General features: G+C 66.0%; 20 protein-coding genes and 2 pseudogenes. 12 read left to right on the top strand and 10 right to left on the bottom strand.

Annotation, left to right across the window (positions count from 1 at the left end; genetic code table 11):
- Positions 1 to 114 precede the first annotated feature (114 nt).
- From NQ706_RS02720 to NQ706_RS02680, 9 genes are all read left to right on the top strand, one after another.
- Positions 115 to 1,170 (top strand): NAD(P)-dependent oxidoreductase, encoded by a 1,056-nt coding sequence (locus tag NQ706_RS02720; protein WP_038569060.1) that lies wholly within the window; start codon positions 115 to 117, stop codon positions 1,168 to 1,170.
- Between the two features lie 78 nt (positions 1,171 to 1,248).
- Complete coding sequence (locus tag NQ706_RS02715) at positions 1,249 to 2,136, top strand: nucleotidyltransferase family protein (protein WP_051806060.1); 888 nt, start codon at positions 1,249 to 1,251, stop codon at positions 2,134 to 2,136.
- Complete coding sequence (locus NQ706_RS02710; RefSeq protein ID WP_038569058.1) at positions 2,133 to 2,444, top strand: PqqD family protein; 312 nt, start codon at positions 2,133 to 2,135, stop codon at positions 2,442 to 2,444. The genes NQ706_RS02715 and NQ706_RS02710 overlap by 4 nt, the downstream gene beginning before the upstream one ends.
- Positions 2,431 to 3,774 carry an O-antigen ligase family protein gene (locus tag NQ706_RS02705; protein ID WP_131941406.1) on the top strand — a complete coding sequence of 448 codons (1,344 nt, stop codon included), beginning with the start codon at positions 2,431 to 2,433 and terminating at the stop codon, positions 3,772 to 3,774. The genes NQ706_RS02710 and NQ706_RS02705 overlap by 14 nt, the downstream gene beginning before the upstream one ends.
- Positions 3,771 to 4,319, top strand: coding sequence for a DapH/DapD/GlmU-related protein (locus NQ706_RS02700; protein WP_167539854.1), 549 nt, complete (start codon positions 3,771 to 3,773; stop codon positions 4,317 to 4,319). The genes NQ706_RS02705 and NQ706_RS02700 overlap by 4 nt, the downstream gene beginning before the upstream one ends.
- Positions 4,316 to 5,332 carry a glycosyltransferase gene (locus tag NQ706_RS02695; protein ID WP_038569056.1) on the top strand — a complete coding sequence of 339 codons (1,017 nt, stop codon included), beginning with the start codon at positions 4,316 to 4,318 and terminating at the stop codon, positions 5,330 to 5,332. Before NQ706_RS02700 ends, NQ706_RS02695 begins: the two co-directional genes overlap by 4 nt.
- The gene (locus tag NQ706_RS02690) at positions 5,329 to 6,519 is read left to right on the top strand and encodes a glycosyltransferase (RefSeq protein WP_006944481.1); all 1,191 of its coding nucleotides are present in this window, start codon (positions 5,329 to 5,331) and stop codon (positions 6,517 to 6,519) included. The genes NQ706_RS02695 and NQ706_RS02690 overlap by 4 nt, the downstream gene beginning before the upstream one ends.
- A complete protein-coding gene (locus NQ706_RS02685) occupies positions 6,516 to 8,375 on the top strand; it encodes an ABC transporter ATP-binding protein (RefSeq protein ID WP_038569051.1) in 1,860 nt (619 codons plus the stop codon). Before NQ706_RS02690 ends, NQ706_RS02685 begins: the two co-directional genes overlap by 4 nt.
- A 5-nt stretch (positions 8,376 to 8,380) precedes the next feature.
- Complete coding sequence (locus NQ706_RS02680) at positions 8,381 to 10,567, top strand: glycosyltransferase (RefSeq protein ID WP_051806055.1); 2,187 nt, start codon at positions 8,381 to 8,383, stop codon at positions 10,565 to 10,567.
- 83 nt (positions 10,568 to 10,650) lie between these two features.
- Here NQ706_RS02680 and NQ706_RS02675 read toward each other — a convergent pair whose 3' ends face one another.
- The 8 genes and pseudogenes from NQ706_RS02675 to NQ706_RS02640 all read right to left on the bottom strand — a co-directional run bounded on the left by NQ706_RS02675 (position 10,651) and on the right by NQ706_RS02640 (position 19,049).
- Positions 10,651 to 11,601, bottom strand: a complete 951-nt coding sequence (locus NQ706_RS02675; RefSeq protein ID WP_038569049.1) for a glycosyltransferase — start codon at positions 11,599 to 11,601, stop codon at positions 10,651 to 10,653.
- A 310-nt stretch (positions 11,602 to 11,911) separates the two neighbouring features.
- Positions 11,912 to 12,847 (bottom strand): glycosyltransferase family 2 protein, encoded by a 936-nt coding sequence (locus NQ706_RS02670; protein ID WP_081873710.1) that lies wholly within the window; start codon positions 12,845 to 12,847, stop codon positions 11,912 to 11,914.
- Positions 12,844 to 13,539 carry a glycosyltransferase gene (locus tag NQ706_RS02665; RefSeq protein ID WP_167539853.1) on the bottom strand — a complete coding sequence of 232 codons (696 nt, stop codon included), beginning with the start codon at positions 13,537 to 13,539 and terminating at the stop codon, positions 12,844 to 12,846. Before NQ706_RS02665 ends, NQ706_RS02670 begins: the two co-directional genes overlap by 4 nt.
- Before the next feature lie 33 nt (positions 13,540 to 13,572).
- Positions 13,573 to 13,884, bottom strand: a pseudogene (locus NQ706_RS02660) (glycosyltransferase); the annotation flags it as partial.
- Entirely contained in the window at positions 13,872 to 15,341 is a 1,470-nt protein-coding gene (locus tag NQ706_RS02655) for a glycosyltransferase (RefSeq protein WP_404360384.1), read from the bottom strand. The gene NQ706_RS02655 and the pseudogene NQ706_RS02660, both read right to left, overlap by 13 nt.
- A 45-nt stretch (positions 15,342 to 15,386) precedes the next feature.
- A pseudogene (locus tag NQ706_RS02650) lies at positions 15,387 to 15,842 on the bottom strand (glycosyltransferase family 4 protein); the annotation flags it as partial.
- A gap of 53 nt (positions 15,843 to 15,895) precedes the next feature.
- A complete protein-coding gene (locus NQ706_RS02645) occupies positions 15,896 to 18,178 on the bottom strand; it encodes an N-acetylneuraminate synthase family protein (RefSeq protein ID WP_038569045.1) in 2,283 nt (760 codons plus the stop codon).
- Positions 18,179 to 18,356: 178 nt separating this feature from the next.
- Positions 18,357 to 19,049: a cytidylyltransferase domain-containing protein gene (locus tag NQ706_RS02640; protein WP_038569044.1), complete on the bottom strand. Its 693-nt coding sequence runs from the start codon at positions 19,047 to 19,049 to the stop codon at positions 18,357 to 18,359.
- A gap of 112 nt (positions 19,050 to 19,161) precedes the next feature.
- On the opposite strand from NQ706_RS02640, the gene NQ706_RS02635 reads away from it, so the two are divergent.
- Positions 19,162 to 20,112, top strand: a complete 951-nt coding sequence (locus NQ706_RS02635; RefSeq protein WP_051806053.1) for a glycosyltransferase family 2 protein — start codon at positions 19,162 to 19,164, stop codon at positions 20,110 to 20,112.
- Here the strand turns inward: NQ706_RS02635 and NQ706_RS02630 are convergent.
- On the bottom strand, positions 20,067 to 21,113 hold the full coding sequence (locus NQ706_RS02630) for a hypothetical protein (RefSeq protein ID WP_051806051.1): 1,047 nt from the start codon (positions 21,111 to 21,113) through the stop codon (positions 20,067 to 20,069). The genes NQ706_RS02635 and NQ706_RS02630 overlap by 46 nt on opposite strands.
- Before the next feature lie 90 nt (positions 21,114 to 21,203).
- Here NQ706_RS02630 and NQ706_RS02625 point away from each other — a divergent pair, with 90 nt between their 5' ends.
- Positions 21,204 to 22,244, top strand: a complete 1,041-nt coding sequence (locus NQ706_RS02625) for a hypothetical protein (RefSeq protein WP_038569042.1) — start codon at positions 21,204 to 21,206, stop codon at positions 22,242 to 22,244.
- A 2-nt stretch (positions 22,245 to 22,246) separates the two neighbouring features.
- Positions 22,247 to 23,434, top strand: coding sequence for a glycosyltransferase (locus tag NQ706_RS02620; protein ID WP_081873709.1), 1,188 nt, complete (start codon positions 22,247 to 22,249; stop codon positions 23,432 to 23,434).
- A 6-nt stretch (positions 23,435 to 23,440) separates the two neighbouring features.
- Here NQ706_RS02620 and NQ706_RS02615 read toward each other — a convergent pair whose 3' ends face one another.
- Entirely contained in the window at positions 23,441 to 25,117 is a 1,677-nt protein-coding gene (locus tag NQ706_RS02615) for a polysaccharide biosynthesis tyrosine autokinase (RefSeq protein ID WP_051806049.1), read from the bottom strand.
- Positions 25,118 to 25,133 lie beyond the last annotated feature (16 nt).

The following is a 25,133-nucleotide window of genomic DNA, read 5'->3' as shown; positions in this document are numbered from 1 at the left end:
GTGACGCCCTCCGTCGCGTGTTCAAGGACACGTGACGGGGGGCGTCATGTTCTGACGCCCGTCATGCCGGGGCGTTAGAGTGGCACGGAGCAACGGGTCACGACGAAGGGCGCCATGCGCATTCTCATCACCGGCGGGGCCGGATTCATCGGTCAACATGTCGCCGTCATGCTGGCCTCGGAGCATGAACTGGTCGCCGTCGACAGTTTGAATGCCCAGGTGCACCAGCATGCAGAAGCTGCCGTGCAGCGCTTTCCGGGGCAAGTCGTCATCGCAGACGTCAGTCAGGCAAGCACGTGGGACGCATTGCCGGGGTTCGATGTCGTCGTTCATCTGGCTGCTGAAACCGGTACGGCACAATCCATGTACGAGGCCGGGCGCTATAGGGCTGTCAACGTGGAGGGGACGCGGCTCGCGGCTGCTGCGGCCGCTTCTTGGGGTGCCGCCCTCGTCGCACTGTCGTCCCGAGCCGTCTACGGCGAGGGACGGTACGAGTGCCGGCGCCACGGCACTCGGTTCGGGGCGCGTTGCTGTCCCCAGGCAGAGGCCGCGCCGTCCCGGGAGGAGGACCCGCACCGCCCTGTTTCCGTCTACGGAGAAACCAAGTCCGAGGCGGAGGCCATCCTCGCGGAGTACGCTGCCGCGATCCCGGTCACTGTTCTACGGCCGCAGAACGTGGTGGGCTTCGGACAGGCACTCCACAATCCCTATACGGGGGTTCTGGCAGCTTTTCTCGCGCGCCTCCGCGAGGGTCGACCGTTGTCGGTCTATGGCGATGGCTCTGCGACGAGGGATTTCGTGCACGTCGACGATGTTGCGCGTCTGATCACCTGGTGCATCGATCACCCGGGTCGACTCGGGAGCCTGCGGGTTCTCAACTGTGGCACCGGTGAGCGTACGTCGTTGACCGACCTGGCGCGGTTTGCTGCTGCTGCGGCCCCGGTCGCGAGTGCGCCGGTGGAGTATGTGGATGTCGGCCGGGCCGGGGACATCGAGCACGCCGTTGCCTCTCTGGAGGGTCTCCGTTCCGCAGGCGCGCCATTGCCCCTGATGAGCAGTGAGCAGGCCGTGGCCGACTTCATTGGTCGATCGTGGGGCTTGCCCGGCGCCGATTCGGAGGCATGGGACGTCGCCCTGCGCGAATTACGGCAGAGAGGTCTGACGAGCTGAGTTCGCCGCGAGGGCAAGGCAAGTTGGCGCTACGCGCCTGTGTGTTGGAACGTGCAAGGCCAGGATAGGGGATGACGAATGGACACGATGACGGCAAACTGCGTCGAGGTCCCTCAGACAGTCCGTGTCCGGCTGCTGCATGCTTATGTACAGCTCATCGCTGACGAGGTCGGTTGCGACCTTCTCCACGTCAAAGGCCCAGCAGTGGATCTCCGCCTGCAGCGGGCGGCGCGGCACAGCGTTGACGTGGACGTCCTCGTTCGCCCCCAGCACGTGCTTGCCTTTGTCGAGGCGCTCCGGGCGCGAGGTTGGCGCGAGATCACAGGTTTCGACGAAGGCTCCGCTTTCGGTCACGCGATGAACCTCCGCCACGAGCTCGGCCTTCTGGATGTACATCGCTGGTGGCCCGGGTTCGATGTCGAGCCCGCGACGGCCTTCGAAGCCATGTGGGGACAGCGCACAACCCGGACCCTCGCCGGGGTGGCCTGTGATGTGCCGTCGCTGAACGATCAGCGACTGGTGCTGCTTCTTCACTTCGCGCGTAGCGGCGGCCACCGGATCGAGGACCTCGAGGCTGCCTGGGGCGGGGCTGAGGAGGGGAGCCGCGCCGCAGTGGTACGGCGCGCCGACGAGATGGAGGCTCGGCTGGCGCTGGCTGCCGCCGTCGGTGGTCTCGAGGAATTCCGTGGGCTGCCTGCCTACGCGTTGTGGAAGTACTTCTCCAGCGGGCAAGGATCACGTCTGGACGAGTGGGGCGGGCGTTTCCGGGCGGCACGCGGGCCACTGGCGAAGGGGCGGGTCTTCCGTGCATTCTTCATGGTCAACAAGGGCCTCTTGAGCGACGAGCTGGGCCACCCTCCCACGCGCCGTGAATATGTGCACGCTTTCCGGCAGCGATTCGTCACGGCCCTCGGTGATGTGCTTCACCGGCTTGAAACGCGGCTGCGTACGAGGGCCGAGCGATGACTCGCCGTGAAGAAACCCAGGGCCGATGGGCCATCCCTGAGGACATCGCTGTGGAGACGGACCCCGATGATCGATCTGCGGTGTGGGTGCTCAGGGCGTCTCGAGGAGTCATCGTGCGGTTGCCGCAGGTAGGGTTGCTGGTCTGGCGGGCGTCCCCGCGGGTCTCCGACACGGAGGGGCTCGTGGCGCTCTTGGCTGCTGAGCACGGATGGCCGTCCGACGAGATCGCGCAGCCCGTGCAGAACTTCGTGATGTCCTTGGTCGATCACGGCCTGCTGGAGGAGAGGTCGGGCCATGAATCGAACTGAGGGGATGGCTCCCGAGTGGCAGCACCTGCTCGGCGCTGAGACCCGCCGAAGTGCGTCTGTGCCTGAATCCCGTAACGTCAAGGCCGCAACGGAAGGACCGCACGCCTCGACGCGCGTGGAAAAGGTCGGGCAGGCCGTCGCCGGCTTCTGGGGGCCGGTGGTTCTCCTGGACCTCGTCATGGGTTTCTCGCTGATGTTCGTCACCACCGCCCTGCCTGGGGGTCTTGTGGGCGGTCTTGCAACGGGTGTCGTGATGGTGGCCGTCAGTGCCTGCCGGCGAGCGAAGCTGACCGTACCGGGCGGTGGTCTCCTGGTCATCGCCTTCCTGGCACTCATGGCCTTCCTCGTCCTGGTTTCCGTCTTCCACGGCATGCCGTGGCAGCAGCGCCTCCTGAAGTTCTTCATTCTCTTCGCCGTGTGCGTTGTCATCGCAACCGGGCGGATCGACATTCGGTCGTTCATCATCGGAGCATGCATGAGCGCATGTGCCAACGTCCTTCTGTTCTATGCCGGGCTGACGGAGAATAATTACCCGCCATATCTGACCGGTTTCTATGGGGACAAGAACGTTGCAGGGATGTACTACGCGATATGGGGGATCCTCGGGCTTGCGGTTCTGTCCCCGCGTTGGCGCATACCGTGGTTCTTCCTCTCGACGTGGTTCGTCTTTCTCACCGGATCGCGAACCGCGCTCGGAGGTATCGTGCTGGCCGCCCTGTGGGTCCTGCTCCGCAACCGGATCGGTGTGGCCTATCGAATCGCCCTCGCGGCGATCGGGTATGCGGTTCTCGTCTTCTCGATCAACAACTATGCCTCCAGTTCCGCGTTCGGTGACCGAACAGGCACCGATTGGTACAGGGCGCAGATCGATCAGGCGATGGAAATCAAAGCATCCCTGACGCCGTGGACGGGCCTCGGTCTCAATCAGGGGTTCGTGGTGATCGGTGATCGACGGCAATGGTTCCATGATTCGTATCTGCAGGCTTTCGTCGAGGGCGGTCATGTTTTTCTCTGGTCAACCGTTCTGGCCTTCGTCCTCCTCGGCCTGGGATTGCTCGATCGACGACTGCATGTCTCATGGGAGATGCTCACAGCAGAGGCGACGGTCATCGTCGTGCTCGTCTGCGCGTGGAAACTGGGAGAGGTGTTCATGACGGTGGGTGCCTTCATCGTGCTCGGAATCTGCATCGCTTACCGTCTCGGCAAACCCGCCGCCGCGTCGAATCTTGCGTGGCGGGCCGCAGAGATCGCCCCGCCACGCGCATCCAACGCGGCGCCGCTGCATCGCGGCGCTCCAGTCGGCGCCTCGCGATCGGAGGTCCAGGCGTGAAGATGACACGAACATTGATCGAGAAGACCCCAGGTGTTCGCTATCGGCGGGCCCAACTCCTGATCCCTTTGTATCGACGGGCCTTCGCGCACTTCGGGTCGGGCAGCGTGCTGGTTTCGCCTCTCATGATCCAGGGGACCGACAGGATCAGCGTCGCGGATCGGGTCATCATTCGAGACGGCGCTTGGCTGGCGGCGGAAGGCCCCGCGGGGCACCTTGCCATCGGTGCGGACACCTACATCGGCCATCGCGTACACCTGCACTCGATCGACCCGGTGAGCATCGGTCGCGGTTGTGTCTTCGCGGACAACGTCATGGTGACGTCGACCGACCATGCCCGAGGAGGCTCACGGCATGAGGTCCGCGGCACCGGGCCCGTCCTCATCGAGGACGACGTCTTCATCGGCCAGAACGCCGTGGTGCTCGGAGGAGTAGCCATCGGCAGAGGGGCGACTGTTGCAGCCGGCGCCGTCGTCGTCAAGGATGTGGTGCCGGGCGCCGTCGTGGGCGGCGTTCCTGCGCGCGTGATGGGAGGTGAAGCGTGACGCGCTCGCGGTCACTGCTCATCATCTCTCCTTCATTCCACGGCTATTACGCAGCCATCGGGCGGGCGTTCGGTGAGTTGGGGTACGAGGTGCTCACCCATTGCTACGACGTCGCCGCGTCGCCCGCTGAGAAGCTCTGGAACAAGACCGCACACGAACTAGCCGGCAAACTTCGAGGTGACGGAGGGCATCTGTCCGGCGCCACGGTCTCGCGCCGCGCCATGGCCCGGGTTCGCGAAGTGTCTCCAGACTTCGTCCTCGTCATTCGCGGGGATGTTCTGACAGAAGAGTTCTGGGCCCTCGCCGCCGAGAACGACCGGCTCGTCGGAGTGTGGATGTATGACGAGATCCGCCGTACCAATTTTGACGCGGACCTCGTCGGGCGGTATGCCCAGTTGGCGACGTACAGCGCCCAGGACGCTGCAACGCTCCGGGCGGCTGGTCATCGTATCGCGCAGGTGCCTTTGGGTTTCGATGCATCGAGCGTCATCGACAACACAACTGCGGGCGCCGGGCTCGTGAGTTTCGTCGGTGCGCCCTTGCCCAAGAGAGAGTCTGCGCTCGCGGCGCTTGTCTCTGCGGGTGTCCCCGTTCAGGCATGGGGGCGGGGCTGGTCGGATCACGTGTTCGACCGCGCGCGCACCTGGCGTGTGCGCTCACTCGGCATCCCGGCGAAACGCGACGTGGCCGGCCCATCCGCGCACGCCATCATGCGGAACGGCAGGGCCACCTTGAACATCCACGGGGATCAGGACGGCTTCACGATGAGAACGTTCGAGGCCGCCGGGGTGGGTGCGGTGCAGATCATTGATCGTGCCGACGTGGCGGATTTCTACGATCCAGGCGAAGAGATCCTCGTGTACGACGGCCACGAGGAGCTCGTGGACCTGTGCCGACACGCGGTGGCGCGTCCGCAGGACTTCATGATGCTGCGCGAGAGGGCACGTCGACGTACTCTCGCCCAACACACCTTCACGCACCGCGCGGACGCTCTATTGGAGGCGTGGTCGTGAGTGACAGGGGCCGAGCGGTCGTCCTCGCCCCGATGCTTGCCGCGCGCGGCGGCGCCGAGCGCGTAGCGCTCGTCGCAGCTGAAACGCTCAAGGCAGCCGGTTACGACACGGTGATCGTGGCTCCCGGCCAGGTTGATGACCTCGGGGCTTACGCCGATTACTTCGGGATCGACCTCGACGGCGTTGCGTACGAGGAACTTCCCAGCGTCGGGAGGATGGGACGCTTCGAGGCGCTGCGAACGGTGATCGAAGAGTTAGTCTGGGCCCGCATCGTGCGCTCGATGCAGCCGGACGTCTTCCTCACGTGCATGTACGGCGCGACTCTGCCGGGACTCGCCGAGCGCAGTCTGTATTACATCCACTTCCCGCACCAGTTGACGACGCCCGGGCTCACGGGTCTTCGTGCACGTTACGTCTCCTGGACGCAGTACGCGCGCCGCCTGCAGAATCGGGGGAGCGACTTTCGAGCCACCTACACGTCATTCCTTGCCAACTCACGGTTCACCGCCTCTCACGCGCGACAGCGTTGGGGTGTCGACCCCTACGTCCTCTACCCGCCCTGTTGCGGCGTCGGGGCAGGACGGGTTTGGCGGCAGCCTTCGATCCTCGCAGTCGGAAGATTTCAGGACCGGCAGCCGGGTCACCCGTACAAGAACCAGGAAGCCCTCATCGTGGCCTTCCGCGCAATGGCGGACCTGCACGCAGAAGGCTGGCAATTGCATCTGGCTGGGAGTGTTGGTTCAGAGGCAGAGCTGGCCAGGCTGCGTGAGATGTCCGTTGGCCTGCCCGTCGCGTTTCATCCCAATGCCTCTCTTGAAGAACTGCACACGCTTTATCGCGAGTCGTCGGTGTACTGGCACGCACAGGGTTTCGGAGAGTCACACCTCATGGCACCGCAGTCACAGGAGCACTTCGGCATCACGACCGTGGAAGCCATGTCCGCGGGAGCTATCGCCATGGTGTACGACACCGCGGGCCCGGCAGAAGTCGTCGCAGACGTGCCAGGAACCGTGCGATGGACGAGCTTGGAGGAGTTGCGGCTGGCTACACGCAATATTGCCCGCGCCGATCCGACAGACATGGCCAGCTTGCGTCGAGCCGCGCAGCGGCGAGCAGCAGAATTCTCCGAGGCCGCGTTCGCGACACGCCTCCTGACCCTCATCGAAACCGGGAGTCCTCGTTCATGACTACTTCTGTTGAACCGGAGACCTCCTGGGTGCGCGAGTTGCGCTACCTAGTCTCCAGCTTTCCACGCGGCACCCGCGCACAGCTCGGCTTGTACGCTGCACTGCAGTTCGTGGTCTCATTGCTCGATCTCGCCGGCTTGGCAGTCGTCCTGCCCGTCATGCAGGTGCTTTCCGGGGCGAGCCTCGAGGCCGGATACCTCGGGGTCATCCATCGCCTTGCGGGCACGCCTGAGCGTGGCCCTTTCGCCGTGATGCTTTGCGTCGCCATGGTGCTGGCTTTCTTGACAAAGAGCATCTTTGCCCTCGCGGTCGCGCGCTGGTCCTTCGACTTGGTGGCCCGTCTCCAAGTCCTGACAGCGACCAGGCTGCTGCACAGCTACTTGAGCGACAGCTATCTCGTGCAACGACGACGGGATGTCGGCGCGGTCGTCCGTACGGTGGGTGCCGCGGTGCAGGCCGCCCACGCCAACGTTCTGGGAGGCGTGCTCGGGGTGTTCGGGCAGCTCCTGTCAATCAGTCTCATTGCCGGTTTCCTCTTCGCCGTGGCCCCTGGCACCACCCTGGGCGTCATCGTATACTCCCTCGTGGCGGTCGCGCTGGTCCAGCGATTCTTGGCGCCGAGGAATCGAAGGGCGGGTATCGCTGCGCAAGAGGCCGCGGGGCAGATGAGCCATGCGTTGCTCGAAGCGATCTATGGGGCCCGCGAAGTGCGAATGCACAAGGCTGAGCAGCACTTTCTCGTGACGTACAGTGATGCGGCCACACGTAATGCCGCCGCGTCTCGGGACGCCAACTTCTATGCCCAGGCTCCCAAGTATGTCCTCGAATTCGTCACGATTCTCGGGATCGCGGTTCTGCTGTGTTCGAGCGCGCTGAGCGGCGGGGCGGACAACACAATGCCCACCATCACCCTCTTCGTCGCGGCCGCCGTGAAGTTGCTGCCGTCGTTGACAGCGCTCACCGCCACGCTGGGAAACATCCGATTCGGCATCGAGGGCCTCCATGTCACGACGAAAGCTTTGCGGGGACTGAGCGAAGCCCCCCGCAAGGGGGCCGCCCGAGCTGGACGAGCCCAGAAGGACCCGCACCTGGGCCACGCGGCGACTGCGATGGGATCCGGCGACCTCGTCGTCGACGACGTGCGGTTCCGTTACCCGGATGGGGTCGACGACGTGTTGCAGGGCGTGTCATTCGTGGTTCCCGAGGGATCGTCACTTGCTGTTTGCGGCTTGTCCGGCTCGGGCAAGACAACCCTCATCGACATTGTCCTCGGGCTAATCCAACCTACCTATGGCCAGGTGTCGTTCGATGGGCTCGACATCGTCGCTGATCATGCACAATGGCTTGACAAGGTCGCTTACGTTCCGCAGGACGTCTACCTGCTGGCCGCCACCTTGTGGGAGAACGTCGCGTTCGGGGCCGATGAGCAGTCTGTCGACCGAACCGCTGTTGAAGCGGCCCTTCGCCTGGCGCAACTCGGCGAGCTTCTTGATTCCCTGCCCGGGGGTATGGACGCCATCGTCGGGTTCCAAGGAACCCAATTGTCGGGTGGGCAGAAGCAGCGCGTCGGTATCGCGCGGGCACTGTATCGGCGCCCGCAGGTCCTCGTTCTCGACGAGGCCACGTCGGCTCTGGACAACGAGACAGAGGACAAGATCAGCGCAGTCATTCGTGGCCTACACGGAAGCATCACGGTGATTCTCGTGGCCCACCGGCTTTCGACCGTCAAGCATGCCGATTGTGTGATCTACCTGGAGGATGGCCGCGTAGTCGGGTCCGGCACCTTTGCGAAACTACAAACCCAGAGCCCCGCGTTCGCACGCTTGGTGCGTCTCGGTCGACTCGAGGAGGGATGAAGCGAATGGCTGACAACCTCGGAGTCACGGTCGTCGTCGTGTGCTATAATCACGAGCGGTTCGTAGAAGAATTGCTCGATTCGATCCTCGTCCAGACGCGTGCGCCGGAGCGCGTGCTCATCATCGACGATGCATCCGGCGACAGTTCTGTGGCGCGGATTGTATCCTGGCTCTCCCGCCATCCAGAGGCCGGATATGAGCTTGTCGTGCACCCTCAGAACATCGGGTTGTGCCGTGGTCTGAATGAAGCGCTGGAGACGATCACCACACCGTTCTACACGTACGTCTCGGCAGATGATCGGATGATTCCTGAACGGTTGGAGTCGCTCATAGATCGCTGGGTGGGGGATGGGCACCGTGCCGTTGCTGTCTATTCGAACGCCCGGCGGATCGACGAGGAAGGCCAGGTGCTGCAGCCGGACTACCGCACGCTGCACGAGTGGCCCTCGGGCCCAGGGGCACTCGAAGGCAACATCCACACGCGTCTGCTGCATCAGTGCTGGTTACCCGCAGCCTCGGTCCTGGTAGCGACCGAGGCCGTTCGGACCGTAGGGGGATACGACGAGCGATGGTTCTTCGAGGACTATGACCTGTGGCTACGTCTTGCGGCTCATGGGCGCATCATCTGTGTCGATGAACCGCTCGTGGATTTCCGTGAGGTATCGACGTCGCTCGGGACCACTCGTTTCCGAGACGATGACGCGGGGTTTCTCGCCGCTCGCGTCGGGATACTGCTCAAACAGGTGGGGGTCTCGGATGAGGGGGATGCCTATATTCGGACCGCCATGCCGCCCCTGGCCATCCGGCTGTGGCGAACAGGGGAATACCGTGACCTGGTTGTCGAGGCGCTGCGCGCTGCCACGCAAGAGCGTCCTGCGCTTGGCCTAGGCGTTCGTCTCGCTCTCGCCCGCGTAGGAGTAACGCGTGAGCCAGGGGCGGTTCGCGCCTTGGCCTGTTTGGTCCGTGAGACCCGAGACAGGTGCCGGCGACTCGTCCAGACCCCGCTCTCTGCCGTGATCTCACGAGGTCATGCACCCGCTATGCAGCGCCGTGTCGCGGCCGCTCACGGCGTGCGACGGGTGGCTGTGCTGGCGATCGGAGATCCTCGTGACCCAGGATTGTGGTCGGGCACGCCCAGCAACCTCGTGCAGGGGCTTGAAGAGGCCGGCGTCGATGTGATCACCGTGGACTGCTCCCCGGTCGGCTGGCGCTTCGTCAGACGGGCGGTACAGCTGGCCTGGGGGGTTCCTGGACTCGCGAAGCGGGGGAGGCGAACAGCCATGCGGCGTGCCCTGGCCGGATCCACGCAGTCGATGACGCATCTGCGGCTCGTCAGCTGGACGGCGGCGCGGCGTCTACGGACCGTAGGCCCAGTCGACGGCGTCCTGCAGATGGGCACCGGTTACAGCGTCCGACACCCCCGCACGGCCTCCTACGAAGACATGACCATTCCACAGGCGCTCCAGTGGCCGTCCCGTTTCTGGGGGACCGTTCCCCAGCGCACGACAGTCGCGCGCAGCCGTCATCAGGTTGAATCGTACGCGGCGAATCATGCCGCACTGTTCTCGACGGGGTGGGCGGCCGATTCTGCAGTGAACGACTGTCATTGCCCTTCCGAGAAGGCTCGCGCGGTGGGTATCAGCGCCAATTTCGAGGTCGAGCCGTCGCACCACAAACAATGGTCTCCCCCGAGATTCCTCTTTCCGGCCAGGGAGTGGATCGGAAAGGGAGGTCCTCAGGTGGCGAAGGCTTTCTCGGACGTCCGTCGAGAGTTTCCCGAGGCAGAGTTGCACCTGGTAGGTCAGCATCCGCAGGTCGAGTTTCCGGGGGTGATCTGCCACGGCTGGAAGGACCTTCGGGATCCAGGCGACCGCGCCGACATGGAGGACTTGTGGCGCCGCGCCACCTGTTGTATCGCACTGGCTGACTGTGAACCAGCAGGCATCATCTTCGTCGAAGCCATGCAGGCAGGGGTTCCCAGCATCGGCCCTGCCGTGGGAGGGCCCGGATGGCTTCTGGGAGACACGGGCATCACGGTTGACCGTGACGACCATGCGGCGCTGGTGGCCGCGATGAAGACAGCAGCAGACCCCGAATCGGCTCGTGAGCGGAGTGGTGCGGCCAGGCATAGGGCGAGTGAATTCACACGCGCGGCTGTTGCTCGTCGGATCATGGCAGCGATCGATGAATGACCTCCCGGGGTGGGAAATTTGCTTGTCGACGACGCTGTGAGGCTGACGCCCATCAAGGACCGGAAACTGTGACACCGCCCCGCTCAGGCTTCGCGGCGGGGCGAGGGAACTCCGGGGGACGCGCACGGGTGCGTTGATTCGGGACGGGCCTGCGCCGTGGAGGACTCTTCAGAGGGGGCTGGTGGGTCCATGGGAAATAGGGTGTCGAATAGTGCGAGCCAGCGTGCTGCGATGGTCGACGCATCGTACGACCGGGAGCGAGTCAGCGCGCGGTCAGCCCGGCGAGCCCGTTCTTCATCGTTGGTCATGGCGGCTCTGAGCGCCTCGACGTAGGCAGTTTCGTCGCTGGCAGGAACGAGGTACCCAGCCCCGTCCTCCAGCTGCGACCGCACACCCTCAGAGCAATCGAACGCGATCGAAGGGATCCCTGAGCACGCCGCCTCCAAGATCGTCATGCCGAAGCCTTCGAGGCTTGACGTCAGGAGATTCAACGACGCGTCTGACAGCGCGGTGGCTGAATCGTCGACGACACCGGCCAACTGGATCCGCGTATGCATGCCAGAGTGCTCGATCTCGTCGGCAACCTGGGGGCGCTCGACCCCGTCGCCGTAGATGGCCAACGACCACCCATCCGCCTCGGGCACGGTGATCGCCGCGGCGAAGAGACGCACCATGAGAGGGATCTGCTTTTCGTGCGACAAGCGTGCCAATGCCACCGCTCTCTTCGTCGATTGCGTGGAGAGAGTGCGGCCCTCTGGTGCCGGGTTGGGGATTGCGACGCACGGCACGTCGAGCAGCGAGCCGAAGAAGGCCGCGTCCTCATCGGAGAGCGCGACGAAGGCATCACAGTCAGCGAAGTGTTTCGGAAGAGCCTCCCGGAGCCACGGTTCGTCCTCAAGACTCGCGAACGACGAATGGTGCTGCCCGACGAACAGTGGGCCGGTCGGGGACCGCTGAAAACCGGACTCATCGACCATCATCTTGCCGAGGACGTGGGTGAAGATGACAACGCTGTTGGCGGGCAACGTGGCCATGGTGCGTCGCAGAGCAGAGAGCTGGCGCCACCGGTCCCATCGCTTGAACAGGGCAAGAGGGGCAGCGCGCCAAGGGGGACGCCCCTCCGAAACTGGCCGTCGGTGCAGTTCCTCGCGTACGAAAATCGTGTCAGTCTCATCCGCAGCAGGAGAGAAGCTGTCACCGCCGAGCGGGTGGCCCGGGTACACCGATAGGACGCGAACGCTGAGCCCATGATTTCTGAAGGCCGCAGCGAGATTGCGCACGAAGGTCGACCCCCCGCTGACCTCGGGATGGCGGGGGACGACGAGGCAAATGTGTGAGACGGAGTTATACGTCATTCTTCGCCCCGTGCGGGCGGGAGTAGCCTGCTACAGCTGACGCCTCTACGAGTAGTGCGACTAGTTTCGACCCCACCTGGGATGGCAGCCTAGGCAGAACGAAATCAATGGCATGGCCCGTGGATCTGGCGCTTGAGTAGGTCGTGCATAGTGCGACCAGGTTCGTTGCGATGTTCCAAGGAGACGTGTTCTTCGGGCGCGGTGGGCCAGAGTGGGGAACCTCGCCTGAGTGAATTGAGTCAAAGAGGAAGCGAGCTTGTCCCGATAGGAAGGCGCGGCGCGCGCGAGAGCTTGTCGAGACAGCAGCCGCGTAGTGCGCTGTTTCGAGTGAAGGCTCGAGGACAACCGGGTATCCGGCTTCTACGATGCGGAATCCGTAGTCAACGTCTTCCCATCCGTAGGCGCGGAAGCGTGGATCGTACGGCCCGACTTCGCGCCATGTGTGGCGTGTCATGGAGCAGTTTCCCGCCCAATAGCGCCAACGCTGTTCGGCCGGGGTGGCGTAGGCTTCACGACGAAATCGCTCGTCGGCATCATGACCATACACTTCTGCATAGGGGGTGTCGTCTAGAATATTCTTGTACAAGCCCACCACCCCGCATGGCTCGCCTTGGTGCGCCGCAATATGCTTCTCGACAAAGTCTGGCGCCGGTTCGAGGTCATCGTCACAACGAATGAGCACGTCCCCGAGGGATGCGTCGAAGCCGGCGTTGAGGGCAGCAACTCGCCCCCGGTTTTTCGGGAAGACGATGGTCCGCACCGGTAAGTAATGGTACTGCGCCACGACAGAGGCCGAATCGTCGATATCCCCGTCGATAACAACGACAGCCTCCCAATCGGCGTAACTCTGCTTGCTGAGGGCCTCGAGGAGTACGGGCAGGCGCCTTGCGCCTCCGCGCGACGGAATGACGAGAGTTGCTTTCATGAGGTTGGGGTGTCCTTGATGAGGTCGTCGAGCAGAGACTTGAGCCGGTAGGCGCCCGTCCAAGGGGAATAGTGGCCTGCCCATCGCCTGTATGAGTGATTCACGACATCCGCAGCGGGTTCGCTCAGAGCGTCTTCGATGACGGCGGCGAGGGAGGCGGCATCGCCGCGGGCTGCGACAAACGGATAGCCCGGCCCCGCAACCTCCGGCAGCGCCCCGGCATCGCTCACGACGAACGGGCAGCGCGCGGCCATGGCTTCGGCCACGACAAGTCCGAAGGGCTCGTCCCACACCGAGGGGAAGACGGCCAGATCAACAGACTCGAAGAACTCGGCGCGCTCCATCCACCCCTTTCGGACCGCAGTCGCGCCCAGCGCAGCGATAGCCGCGTCAACGCGCGTGGCGTCGGCCTCGCTCACGAACCGTGATTCGCCGGCGAGCAGGAGCGTCGGGTTGCGATGACCCTCGCGAAGCGTCGCGACTGCCCTGCAAAGGATCGGTACGCCTTTGTCGCTCGAGAGGCGCCCGAGGTATCCAATGACCGGGGACTTCAGATCTCGGCGGACCGAACTGTCCCTGGTGCTGGGCGGCTCATCCACCCAGTTCTCCAACACCCGGGTGCGGGGAATTCTGCGGCCCATGAACTCGGAGGGGACCAGGGTCACCATGGAGCCGACTCGTGCGATCGTCATCAGGACACGTTGGACTCCGTGGGGCTCCTGGTGAAGATGAACGATGCGGCGTCTGTGACCGGCCGTGGCCACGGCGGGCCGCAGCCCGTTGCACCACAGGATGCCCGTGCGCTCACGGGCATCCCACCGTCGGAGACCGCGCATGTACCCGGCTGTCGAGTCCCCGGGGAGGGCGACGGTGCTGAACCCCAGAGCAGCGGCTTCACGGGCGACCTCACAAGGCTGCTCCGGCGCGATGATTGTGACCTCATGACCCAGGCTCCGGGCCGCCTGCGCGATCGCCAAGAGCATGACCTCCCCGCCGCCGACCGCACCTTGGTTGGCGCAGAGATTCAGATGGAGCACGGTTCCTCCGGCGGCCGATACCAGGGAGCGCGCACGGCGATCTGCCCGGCCAGATTGCCGGTGATCCAGCCTGTTCGGCCTGCGAGGGCAAAACGCTCTTCCGCGCTGAGCCCAGGCGCCCTGGCCCAGGCCAGGGGCAGCTTCGCCGTCTCCGTGACCGCCCACAGGAACGACATACCGCGCACCGGGCGGCCCAGCAGCTGACTGCGGCGCCACAGACCCACTTGGGCGCGGCTGTAGCGATACCCCTGCGTCATCGCGTCGGAGGTGCCGGCGCGGAGCCGGTAATGAACCGTGGCGTAGGGGTCCACGACGATCGTGCGGCCCGATTCCAACAACCGCCAGGAGAAGTCGACGTCTTCACTGCCGCCCAGCATGGCTTCGTTCATGCCGCCAAGCTCGAGGTACGTGCTCCGGCGGATCCCGATGTTGGAGCCGAAGACGAACACCTCGTAGCCCAGATAGGAGAACGGGCCCTGCTCGTACGGATGCGGCACCTGGTCGAGCCCATCAGCGACCGCCTTGGCACGGCACACGAACTCCGAATTGATGACGTCGAGACGCATCATGCCGGTGGCGAGGACGTCGGTCTGAGACACCACCCGATGCAGCGTCGCCACCCACCGCTCGCCCACGACGTCGTCCGCATCGGACATCGCGATGACGTCACCGCGCGCGGCCTTCACCCCCACGTTGCGAGCGTGGCACTGGCCCTGAACGTCATTGGCCGACACCACGCGGATGTCGAGCGCGCCGCGGTAGCGTTCCACGATCCGCGCCAGCCTCGCAGAGCCTTCGTTGTCGGCGACGACGACCTCGAAGGGCGGCGCGTCCACCTGCGCGACGAGGGCGTCGAGCTGCTCGCCGAGCGTGGCGTGATTCTTGTAGTACGCGGTGACGACGCTCACCGCCGGCTTGGCAGCGCGCACCGGCGTGGCCAGCTCACGGCCGAGATCAGCGGAGGCGAGTCCTAGTTCTGCATACACGTCGAGGACGGCGTCGACCATCTCGCTCACGGTCGGGATGTCATCGGGTAGGTGCGGGCGCTTCGACACGTCGAGACCCTGCTCGATCACAGCATCCGCCATGGCCGACTCGTCGCTCAAGGGTGCGAGGCATCGAGGTGGCAGGATCTCTGGGTTGCCCCCGATGTCGCTGGCCACCACACCGAGACCGGAGTTCACCGCGTCAAGCAGCGTGTACGAGAGATTGTCGGCCCTCGACGGCTGGACGAGAACGTCGTGCGACGCGAGCGCTTCGCGAGCATCGACGAACCCAGCGAAATTGGTTGCGTCGTCGACTCCGAGCTCACGCGCCACAGCGCGTAGTCGATCGGCCTCAGGACCCATGCCCGCGATCGTCAGTGTGGCCCCCGGCTGCTGGGCGCGAACCTGACGGAAGATGCGCAGCGTTGCATCGATGTTCTTCTCGGCATCGAGTCGGGCCAGGGAGAGCAACCGCAACCCGGGGGAGCGAGGAGGCGCCGTCGTCCGATCCACACCGTTCTTGATGACGGTGATCGGCGCGCTCGGACGCCAGTACCTCTCCATGTCGCGCTTCGTGGATTCACTGACGGCGATGAGCCGCGCGGCGCGACGCGTCCGGGCGTGGTGCGCGGACTGCCGTGACCACGCCTTCGCCTTGCTCGAGTGGAAGACTCTCGGGTCTTCGGGGATGTGATGTTCGGTGGAGACGAGGGTGACAGGAAGACCGACAGCCGCCATCGTGGCGAGGAAGTCCGCTTTCGCGAGGTGCGAGTGCACGATGTGCGGGTCCATCCGCCTGATGATTCCGCGCAGATCCGCCACAGCCCTGTGGGCGGGTTGGTCGACATCGAGGGTGAGAATGGGGACGTCGAGGCCACGGAGCTCATCCAGCAGGGGGCCTTCGGGCGCCGCGACGACGAGTCGCCATCCGGGCAGACCGTGGCGCGCGACATCCAGGATGTGTCGCGCCACGCCTGCAAGATTGGAGACGGGGGAGACCCACAGGGCGACAGGGGCAGGGGTGTTCACAGCCAGGCCTCCAACCGATCCAGGGCGGTCCAGAAGCCCTCGCCATTGTTGACATGGCCCTGCCAGATCTCCGGGATGAACGGAACGCCGGGGGCGAGACGGTCCAACTGCGCTGCCGTGGCGGGCCAGTCGATCTCGCCGTCGCCGATCTGCGGGCCCTCGCCGTCGACACCCTCGGCGTCGACGACGTGCAGGTGATCACTGAGCGGCGCGAGCTTCTCGACGTACTCGCTGAACGGCTTCTTCGTGAAGTTCGCCGCGAGCTTCGAGTGCGACAGGTCGAACGTCAGGCGGCGGCCGAACTGCTCGCAGAACCACACCGTGTCGTCGACGTCCATGAACAGGTTGTGGTGCTGCTGGCCGCCCATGAGCCACGGGTACGGCGGAAGGGTCTGCGCGGTCAGGCGCGCGTCGGTGTCGTCGATGAGTTCGAGAGCCTTCGCGATGCGCTCGTACTTGACGGTGCGCTGTGCGGGCGTGTCGAAGGCGTCCATCGTGAAGCCGCCCATCGTGCAGATGACGATCGGGGGTTCGCCGTTGCCGTCGAACCAGCGACCGAGGTCGCGCGTGATCTCGACGACCTTCTGCACCTCATGGATCGAACGCTCCCACGTCGCCTCGTCGTCGCTCGCGAGGTTGATGATGAAGTCACCGGCGTACAGGTCGGGGCAGTGGACGGTGTGGAACATGCCGTCGAACTTCTTGCTGCCGAACGCTGCGTCGATCTGCTCCATCGACATCTCCACGTCCTTGTAGGACAGGTGGAACTCGAGGAAGTCGGGGTTGGTCAGCGTCTCGCCGGCGCCGAGCAGCTTGCGCGCGTCGTGGTAGCGCACCGGCAGCCCCCAGGGGCGCTTGAACTCGTAGGCGCGGCCGTGCGCGACGGCGTCCGTCAGGTCGGTTGCGTAGAAGAAATCACCCGACTCGATCGGACGACGCATCGTGCGTCCGACGAGCGCCTCGAGCCGGTTCGGCTGCAACCCGCGGCCGGGCGACTTGATCGTCACGTCGGCGCGCGTCAGCTTCGCGCCGGCGGCGATGTCACGCGTCGCGACGAGGGACTTCGCCAGGTTGGCGCGGTTCATCAACTCGCCGGTGGAGACGGCGCGCGTCTCGCCGTTGCCGAGCGCCGACTCGACCTCGCGGATCTTCGTCACCATCTCGGCGAACTCCTCGGGCAGCAGCGAGACCTGGTGGTCGTTGCCCTCGAGCGTCTTGTCGATGGTGAAGTGCTTCTCGACGACGTGCGCGCCGCGCGCCACCGCGGCGATCGGCACGTGATAGCCACGCTCGTGGCCCGAGTAGCCGACCGGGCACTCGCCGAGCTCGGCGAGTCGATCCATGTACTTGAGGTTGATGTCCTTGAACGGCGCCGGGTACGTCGACTGCACCTGCAGCAGGACGAACTCACCGCCCGCCTGACGCATGACGTCGACGCTCGCGACGATCTCGTCCTCCGTCGACATGCCCGTCGAGACGAGCATCGGCAGGTGCTCGGCCGCGCAGGCGCGCAGGAGGTCGTGGTTCGTCATGTCGGCGCTCGCGATCTTGAGCGCGGGCACCCCGTAGTCGGCGAGGACCCTGAGCGACGCTTCGTCCCACGGCGTGCAGAACGCGTCGATGTCGACGCTCTTGCAGTAGTCGAGGATCTCGATCATCTGCTCGTTCGTGAAGGAGTACTTGGCGAGCAGGTTCATCGTGTACTGCGCGCCGAGATCCTCGCCGGCGCTGGAGGCGAAGTCGCCCTGACGGTACAGGCCCGTCAGATCGCGCAGCTGGAACTTGACGGCGTCCGCACCGGACTTCTTGGCGAGGTCGACGAGCTGCTTCGCGAGCTCCATGTCCCCCTGGTGGTTGTTGCCGATCTCGGCGATGACGAGGCAGCGGTTGCCCTCACCGATCGCGTGGCGCCCAATGCGGATCTCGCTGCCGAGCGCGTTGCGCGCAACCGCACGCACGTGCCCGCGCTCGTCGACGAGCGGGATGACGCGCACGCCGTCACGGAACGCCTGGGAGATCGTCGACGTCTCGGTGCCGTACGCCAGCTTGACCGGGGACGTGTGCGCCGCCGCCATGACGGACGTGCTCAGGTCGGCGCTCGGGTGCGCCGTCACCCAGCGGCGGAAGTCGCCGTCGGACAGGGCGCCCTGCAGGATGCCGTGCGAGTCGACGCAGAAGACGATGCCCGCCTTGTTGTCACTGATCTTGTTGAGCGCCGCGAGGATCGTGTCATCGCTGAACACGACGTAGGGAGCGATCTCCCTGGCGATGGTGGTCATGAATCTCCTGAACTCGTTCGGCGCATGCGCCGCGGTGTCGCGGCCGTCGTGCTGCGGTCTGCGCACCCCCGTGCGGACCGGGACAGGCCATGGCAACCAACCCGATGCGCCTCATCATAACCGTCTCGACGCCGCCTCGCCGGGGTCCGGACCGCCGATCATTACCGCGCGGTATCGCTCACGCGTCGCGTTCGCCCATCCGGCGCCACAGGCTCTCGGCGAGGGTGAAGTCGTGCTCGGCGTCGATGTCGATGCCCTCGAGCGGATCCATGACGAACAACTCGATCGAGCCGCCGAGACGATTGTGGTGGCGCTCGTAGATCTCGGTGCGGGTGAGGTACAGCGACCCCGTCTCGCGATAGCGCAGCTGCTCGGGAAGCAGATCCTGACGGCGGGGGCGCGCCTCGTACGGGTAGAGGGCCTCGACGTGCGGCACGCGTCGCCACATGAAGATCTCGGCCGGCACGACGCCCACCATCGAGTCGGCGCCCGTGACGGCGAACTCGTCGAGGCAGCGCGCGAGGGTGCCGGGCAGCCGCAGGGGAGAGGTGGCCTGCAGGAACATCACCTGATCCGGCCGGCCGACCTCGGCGGTGATGACCTCGATGGCGTGCTCGATGACGGGCTCCGACGCCGTCGTGTCACCCGCCAACTCGTCGGGACGCTCGATGACCTGCGCGCCGGCACCGCGGGCCACATCGGCGATCTCTTCGTCCTCGGTCGAGACGTACGGCGTAAGCCCCCGGGTCGCGAGCACCTGTTCGATCGACCACACGATGAGAGGTTTTCCCTCGAGCAGCTTCAGGTTCTTGCGGGGGATGCCCTTCGACCCGCCGCGTGCGGGGATGATGGCCGGAGTGGGGTTCGCCATGACCCCCAGCCTAGGCGAGAGCACAGCCCGCGCGTCGTGCCTGGCTATCCTGGACCGTCGGCCGACGCCGCAGGGCGTCCGAGGCGGGGCGTACTGAGCGGGGTGGGGTCTGATGACGGCGCAGGTCAGTGTGGTGATCGCGTGCTACGACGCGAACGACACGCTGGGGCTTCAGCTCGAGGCCCTCGCCCATCAAGAAGGAGCGCCGGCCTTCGAGGTGCTCGTCGTGGACAACAATTCGCCCGAAGCTCCCGATGCGGTGGTGAACGGCTGGTCGGACGTGCTCGACATCCGTGTGGTGCGCGCGAGCGAACACCAGGGTGTGGCCTACGCCCGCAACGTCGGAGTGAGTCGCTCGGCCGCCGACCGCATCATCTTCTGTGATGCGGACGACTGCGCGGGGCCCCGATTCGTCCAGGCCGCCGCGAGTGCGCTGGAGGCGGCGCCCTTCGTCACCGGGGGAGTGCACACCGTGAATGGGAGATCCTTTATCTCGGGCCGCCCAGCCGTATGGAAAGAGCTGTCGCGCCTCAGCGCGACGCCCGGACCGCGGGACGTCGTCCGTGACGCCTACCCGGTCTTCATGGGAGGAGCCTCCGCCGTCGAACGCGCGGCGTTCATGGAGGTCGGCGGCTTCGACCAGGGGTATGTGCCGGGCGCGGAGGACAACGATCTCGGGCTGCGTGTTCTGGCCCAGGGTTTCACGCTCCTGCGGGTGCCGGACATGACCTTGGCGGAGCGGCCCCGCGCCAACGCCACCGGGGCCTTCCGACGCTCCTTCGACGGGGGGCGGATGCACATGCGGCTGTGCGCAGGACACGACCTGTGGTCGGTCTCTCCTCACCTGCACGACCCCGAGTGGTGGAGAGATCTCCTGCGGTTGCCCGGAGCACTCGTCACGACCGCGATCCGCGACCGCTCCGCGTCCGGACGCCGGGGGCTCGCGAGCCGCGCCGGGCTTCGTCTCGGCCAGTTCGTCGGTTTCGTCGAGTACCGAATCGTCGGCCGTCCCGTCGGTCAGGACCGAGGACTCGGGCTGTCGGACGCGCCGACGAGCCAGTAGATCTCCTCGGTCGGAAGCTCGTTCGGGTCCAGCAGGCGACCGTCTGTGTCGAGGACGGGGAGCTGAGAGACATAGCACGCCAGGCGCTCGTGCTTGCGGAACACGTCGACGGGCATCACCACCCGGTCCGCCTCGAAGCCGCGGCCGTGTCGCAGCCGCGCCATCTCGTCATCACCACGGGCATGCCAGAGATAGGGGAAGTCCTCGTAGAACGCGATGCGTACCCCGGGATGGCGGACTGCGACGTCGAGCGCGAGATCACGCAGGACGACATGGTCGGGGTTGGCGGCCAGCCCGCCATCCATCGCCTTCGCCCGCCGGTGGAGATACTCCGCGTGCAGGACGCGTTGCACACCGCTGCGCAGGATCCGCCTCCCGCCGGCGCCCAGGCGGGCGACCGCATGGGAGGCGCCCGCGACGGCGGCGGGTTGCGCGTCGCGGGGCGGGGGATTGACGCCGGTCGAGTCGCCCAGGTCCTCGTGGACGCCCTCATGCGACGCTGTGGCAAGGGGCCTCTTTCCCTTGAGCCCGTTCAGCAGGCGGCGACCACGTTCGAGCGTGCTCGTCCATGGGGCGGGCGGCATGTGGCGGCCGGCGCACACCGGCGCGACGACGAGGCCGTGCGGATGCTGATCCATCCACGCCTGCAGGGCCCCCTCGATGTCGACGAGCTCCAGGCGACGCTGTTCGCGGGAGGCGTAGGCGCCTTCGAGGTACCCGAGCCGCCGGTTGCTCGCAGTGACGCCGGCGAATGCGGCGTCATCCTCGATCCGGCGCGCACGCACAGTCGCGTCCGAGTCCGAGAACCCACAACTCAGGTCCCACGACGTCGTCTGTGGCGGGCGCGGCGCACCCGTGAAGACCGTCCACACCTCGCACGGGTGATCGAGCACCACCGACGAGGCGCTGAGCATGGCATCGTCCATGTGCGGCGACAGGACCAGCACGTCGCGTTCCGCGATCAGGGCGGCCAGGGAGTCAGGTGCGGACGAATCGTTCACGTGGCCATCCTCTCGCATCGCCCACGCACGCCATGGGGGTGAGGTACGCCAGAATGGCCCTGATCCGTTCGGACGACGAGGGGGAGCAGGATGACGAAGACCGTGCCGGGTCTGATGCCCGACCTGGCCGCATGGCAGCAGTGGGCTGATCGCCGGCGGCGGGGTGTCGAGGCGGTCCGTCGCGCCAAGGGCCGGTTCCGGCCGGTGGCGGAGCCTCGTGCCTGGCTGTGGCTGCCGCGCAACGCCGCCACCACCCTCGTCGTCATCGACAAGGGGACGCCGAGCTGCCGGGTGGCGATCGTCGAGCCGCTGCGCCACCTGGATCTCGCTCGAACGGCGGTGCTCGCCCCACGCGACCTCGACATCGATCCGCTCGAGGGTCTCGGCGGCGCGTGGGAAGCGCGGCCCTATGACGGACCGGCCGACCTGCCGGCCACGATCGGCTCCGTGCTCACACTTGGGGCCTACCTCCACTGGAGCGAGGGTGCCGTGCGCTGGGCGCAAGCACGCGACGTCACCGTGCATCTCGTCCAGCACGGTCTGCTCACCCCTTGGTCGCCGCCCGCCCCGGCCGGAGCGCATGTGCTCGCCTGGTGCGACAGTGACGCCGAATACTGGACGCGCGGACGACCCGACGTCACGGCCCAGGTCGTCGGATCTCAGATGTTGTGGGCAGCATCCCACGAAGGCCGGCCACGGATCACGACAGATCGACCCGTCATGCTCGGGCAGCTGCACGGAACGGAGCTGACGCGGCGTGAGACGCTGACGACCTATCTCCATGCGTGCGCCCAGGGCGAGATGCTCTATCGACCGCACCCGAACGAGAAGGACGCCGTCTCGCGAACCCTTCACGCAGTCATGCGGCGGCGAGGCGTCGAGTTCGCGTCGACCAGCACCGCCTTGACCGAGCTCACGCAGCCCGTCGTCTCCATCTTCTCGACAGGCACACTCGAAGCCGCGATGCGGGGCTTGCCCGCCTGGGTCACGGCCACCGATCCACCCCCATGGGTGCGCGACTTCTGGCGCCGCTACGGCCTCGCCGAGTGGGGCGGCGAACCGACCCCGCCTTGGCGCACGCCCGACGAAGAACCCGCCGCCACGCTTGCGCGCGCGATCCGAGGAGCCTGACGATGACCGACGCGCCACCGAACGATGTCGTGCCGCAGGAGTCCGCGGCAGGCCCGGGTCCCGCCCAGCTGTATCAGTTGGCGACCGAGGCGAGCCGCCCCCGCGTCGCCATCGCACATGACTACCTCACGCAACGAGGAGGGGCCGAACGCGTGGTCCTGGCCATTAGCCGCGCGTTCCCCGACGCGCCGATCCACACGACGCTCTACAACCCGTCGACCACGTTCCCGGAGTTCGCCGACAAGAACATCGTCGTCTCCCCCCTCAACCGAATCGGGGTGCTGCGCCGATACCACCGGCTCGCCCTGCCCCTGCTCCCATGGGCCTCGAACCGCATGACGATCGACGCCGACGTGGTCCTGGCATCGTCGAGCGGGTGGGCTCACGGATTTCCCACGACGGGCCACAAGATCGTCTACTGTCACTCGCCCGCCCGATGGCTCTACGCCGCAGACGAGTATCTCGGCGCGGGCGGCCGCCGCAGCGTCAAGGGCGCGGCTCTCGAGGTGCTCAAGCGACCGTTGCTGGCGTGGGACGTGAAGGCTGCCGCCACGGCGGACGCCTACGTCGCCAACGCCAACGTCATCGCCACACGGATCAAGCGAGCGTACGGCTACGACGTCGCCGTCCTCCCGCCGCCGTTCGGCGTGGACGAGACAGGTCGTCGAGCCCCCATCGCCGCCGTTGCGCACTGGGGTCAGACACCGTACTTCCTCGTGGTGTCACGCCTCATGCCGTACAAGAACGTCGACGCCGTCATCGAAGCGATGCGTGGGCGCTCCGAGCGCTTGCTCGTGGTAGGCGCAGGGCCGATGGCTGAGCCTCTGCGGGCGAGCCGCCCCGACAACGTCGAGATCGTCTCCGACATCAGCGACGACGAGCTGCGCTGGGCCTACGCCCATGCTGCAGCCCTCGTCGCGGCGTCCTACGAGGACTTCGGCCTCACACCTCTCGAGGGCAATGCCTTCGGCAAACCCGTCGTCGCGTTGCGCGCCGGGGGGTACCTCGACACCGTCGTAGAGGGAGTCAACGGCGTGTTCATCGAACGGCCCGCTCCCGCCGACATCAACCGAGGAATGGACGCCGTGCGCTCCCAGCCGTGGGACCCGGACGCCATTCGTGCCCATGCCGAAGCGTTCGGCGAGCACAACTTCATCCGGAGGTTGACGGAGCTGGTCGAAGAGCGCTGAGCCGGCTCAGGCGTCGTCGTTCGCGCGGAACCGACGAGCACGGCGGCTCGGAGGCGCACCGTCGGAGCCTGACGTCGCAGGTGTGGCCTGGCGGGGGGCGCGCTCAACGTTCGCAGAGGCGCTCGGCGCCTGCGACGACTCTCCCCGCATCGGGTCGTGCCTCGTCGTGTCGAGAGGGACCCCGGCGTTGCCTCGGTCCACCTGGGGGCCCGCTGCGGGCGTCGATTCGGGTGCGTGAAGAGTGATGTCGGCGAGCTCGTGCGCCGGGGTCAGTGCGGACGCCTCGTCCGACTCGTCCGTGTGTCCGTATCCGTACCCGTAGCCGTATCCATAACCGGCTGTGGCGTAGTTGCCGGCGCCGTAGCCGTAGACCGTGGAACCCATGGATCGCGGCGGGGTCATGTTCAGGATCGAGCCGAAGTAGTGGGCTCCCACCTGATCCAGGATCTTGGTGCACAGAGCGATCTGCTCCTTGTGCGTGGTGCCGTGGTGGTAGACGACGGCCGCACCGCTGGCCGCCACCGACAGCAGACCGGCGTCCGTGACCGGGAGCAGTGGTGGCGCGTCGAGCACCACGAAGTACTCCTCCTCCAGGGCATCAATGACGGCACTCATCCGGCGCGAGCCCAGAAGTTCTGAGGGGTTCGGCGGGATGCGTCCGGACGTGATGATCGACAAGTTCTTGTGGTCGCCGGGCTGGATCGCCTGACGTAGCGAGGCCTGGCCCGTCAACACCTCCGTGAGACCCACGGCGTTGTCCACGTCGAATGTCTCGTGGATCACGGGGCGGCGGAGGTCGGTGTCCACGAGGACGACGTGCTGGCCGGCGGCAGCCAGCACGCGCGCCAGGTTGGACGCGACCGTGGACTTTCCCTCGCTCTGGACGGCCGAGGTGATCACGAGGGATCGGGGTGGCTGCTCAGCCGAGACATACCGCAGATTCGTCCGCAGCATTCGGAAGGCCTCAGACGTGCTGCCGAGCGCCCCCAGGCCTCCCCGACTCTTGGTCTGCAGGTTCTTGGCCTTCGGAATGACTCCCAGGGTGCCCACGCCGGTGACCTTCTCCAGGTCGCTGGTGTGACGAATGCGCGAGTCGAGCTGCTTGCGCAGCACGACCAGGACCGTCCCCGCGACCAGGCCCAGAAAGGCGCCGATGAGAAGGTTGACGGGCCACTTGGGTGACGTCTGCGACGCCGGCAGGCCCGCTCGTGAGAGGGGATAAGCGTCGTACACCGTCGACTTGGCGCCATTGAGGGTCTCGATGTGCTTGATCTCCTGCGAGAGAGCCGCGGGTGCCAGGTTGGCTGCTTGCTGCGCCTTGGCGGCTGAACTCGAGGATGCGGTCAGCGACAGATTCGAGGTGCCCTCAGATCCAGCGCCTGCGAGCACGAAGTCACCAGGCGAGAGGGCCCCCTTGGACAGGGCGACGACGCGGTCGGCGACACCCGATCCTGAGGCCAGCTGGGCGTACGCACCGGAACGCTGGTTGGCCAGTTGCTGGTTGACCATGGCGGCACTCGCATCATTGGAGGCGCCGGCCATGATCTGGGCCGTCGAGGTGGCCTGATACTCGACTGGCCTGGTCAGGGTGTAGCCAGCGGCTACGACGATGCCGAGCAACATGCTGAGCAGCAGCAGTTTGAGGTTCGTCCGAATGATACGAACCAGGTCCAGAATGGTCACGGGTGCTCCTGTCGTC

The organism is Dermacoccus sp. BD5, assembly GCF_044878485.1.
Lineage (GTDB): Bacteria > Actinomycetota > Actinomycetes > Actinomycetales > Dermatophilaceae > Dermacoccus > Dermacoccus nishinomiyaensis.
This window is presented reverse-complemented; position numbering and strand designations above follow the sequence as displayed.

Excerpts from the sequence above, each read along its gene's own strand:
- NQ706_RS02620 (WP_081873709.1), top strand. The coding sequence starts at position 22,247 with ATGACCGACGCGCCACCGAACGATGTCGTGCCGCAGGAGTCCGCGGCA.
- NQ706_RS02625 (WP_038569042.1), top strand. The coding sequence starts at position 21,204 with ATGACGAAGACCGTGCCGGGTCTGATGCCCGACCTGGCCGCATGGCAG.
- NQ706_RS02680 (WP_051806055.1), top strand. The coding sequence starts at position 8,381 with ATGGCTGACAACCTCGGAGTCACGGTCGTCGTCGTGTGCTATAATCAC.
- NQ706_RS02635 (WP_051806053.1), top strand. The coding sequence starts at position 19,162 with ATGACGGCGCAGGTCAGTGTGGTGATCGCGTGCTACGACGCGAACGAC.
- NQ706_RS02705 (WP_131941406.1), top strand. The coding sequence starts at position 2,431 with ATGAATCGAACTGAGGGGATGGCTCCCGAGTGGCAGCACCTGCTCGGC.
- NQ706_RS02720 (WP_038569060.1), top strand. The coding sequence starts at position 115 with ATGCGCATTCTCATCACCGGCGGGGCCGGATTCATCGGTCAACATGTC.
- NQ706_RS02675 (WP_038569049.1), bottom strand. The coding sequence starts at position 11,601 with ATGGCCACGTTGCCCGCCAACAGCGTTGTCATCTTCACCCACGTCCTC.
- NQ706_RS02645 (WP_038569045.1), bottom strand. The coding sequence starts at position 18,178 with ATGACCACCATCGCCAGGGAGATCGCTCCCTACGTCGTGTTCAGCGAT.
- NQ706_RS02715 (WP_051806060.1), top strand. The coding sequence starts at position 1,249 with ATGGACACGATGACGGCAAACTGCGTCGAGGTCCCTCAGACAGTCCGT.
- NQ706_RS02670 (WP_081873710.1), bottom strand. The coding sequence starts at position 12,847 with ATGAAAGCAACTCTCGTCATTCCGTCGCGCGGAGGCGCAAGGCGCCTG.
- NQ706_RS02710 (WP_038569058.1), top strand. The coding sequence starts at position 2,133 with ATGACTCGCCGTGAAGAAACCCAGGGCCGATGGGCCATCCCTGAGGAC.
- NQ706_RS02665 (WP_167539853.1), bottom strand. The coding sequence starts at position 13,539 with ATGACGATCGCACGAGTCGGCTCCATGGTGACCCTGGTCCCCTCCGAG.
- NQ706_RS02685 (WP_038569051.1), top strand. The coding sequence starts at position 6,516 with ATGACTACTTCTGTTGAACCGGAGACCTCCTGGGTGCGCGAGTTGCGC.
- NQ706_RS02640 (WP_038569044.1), bottom strand. The coding sequence starts at position 19,049 with ATGGCGAACCCCACTCCGGCCATCATCCCCGCACGCGGCGGGTCGAAG.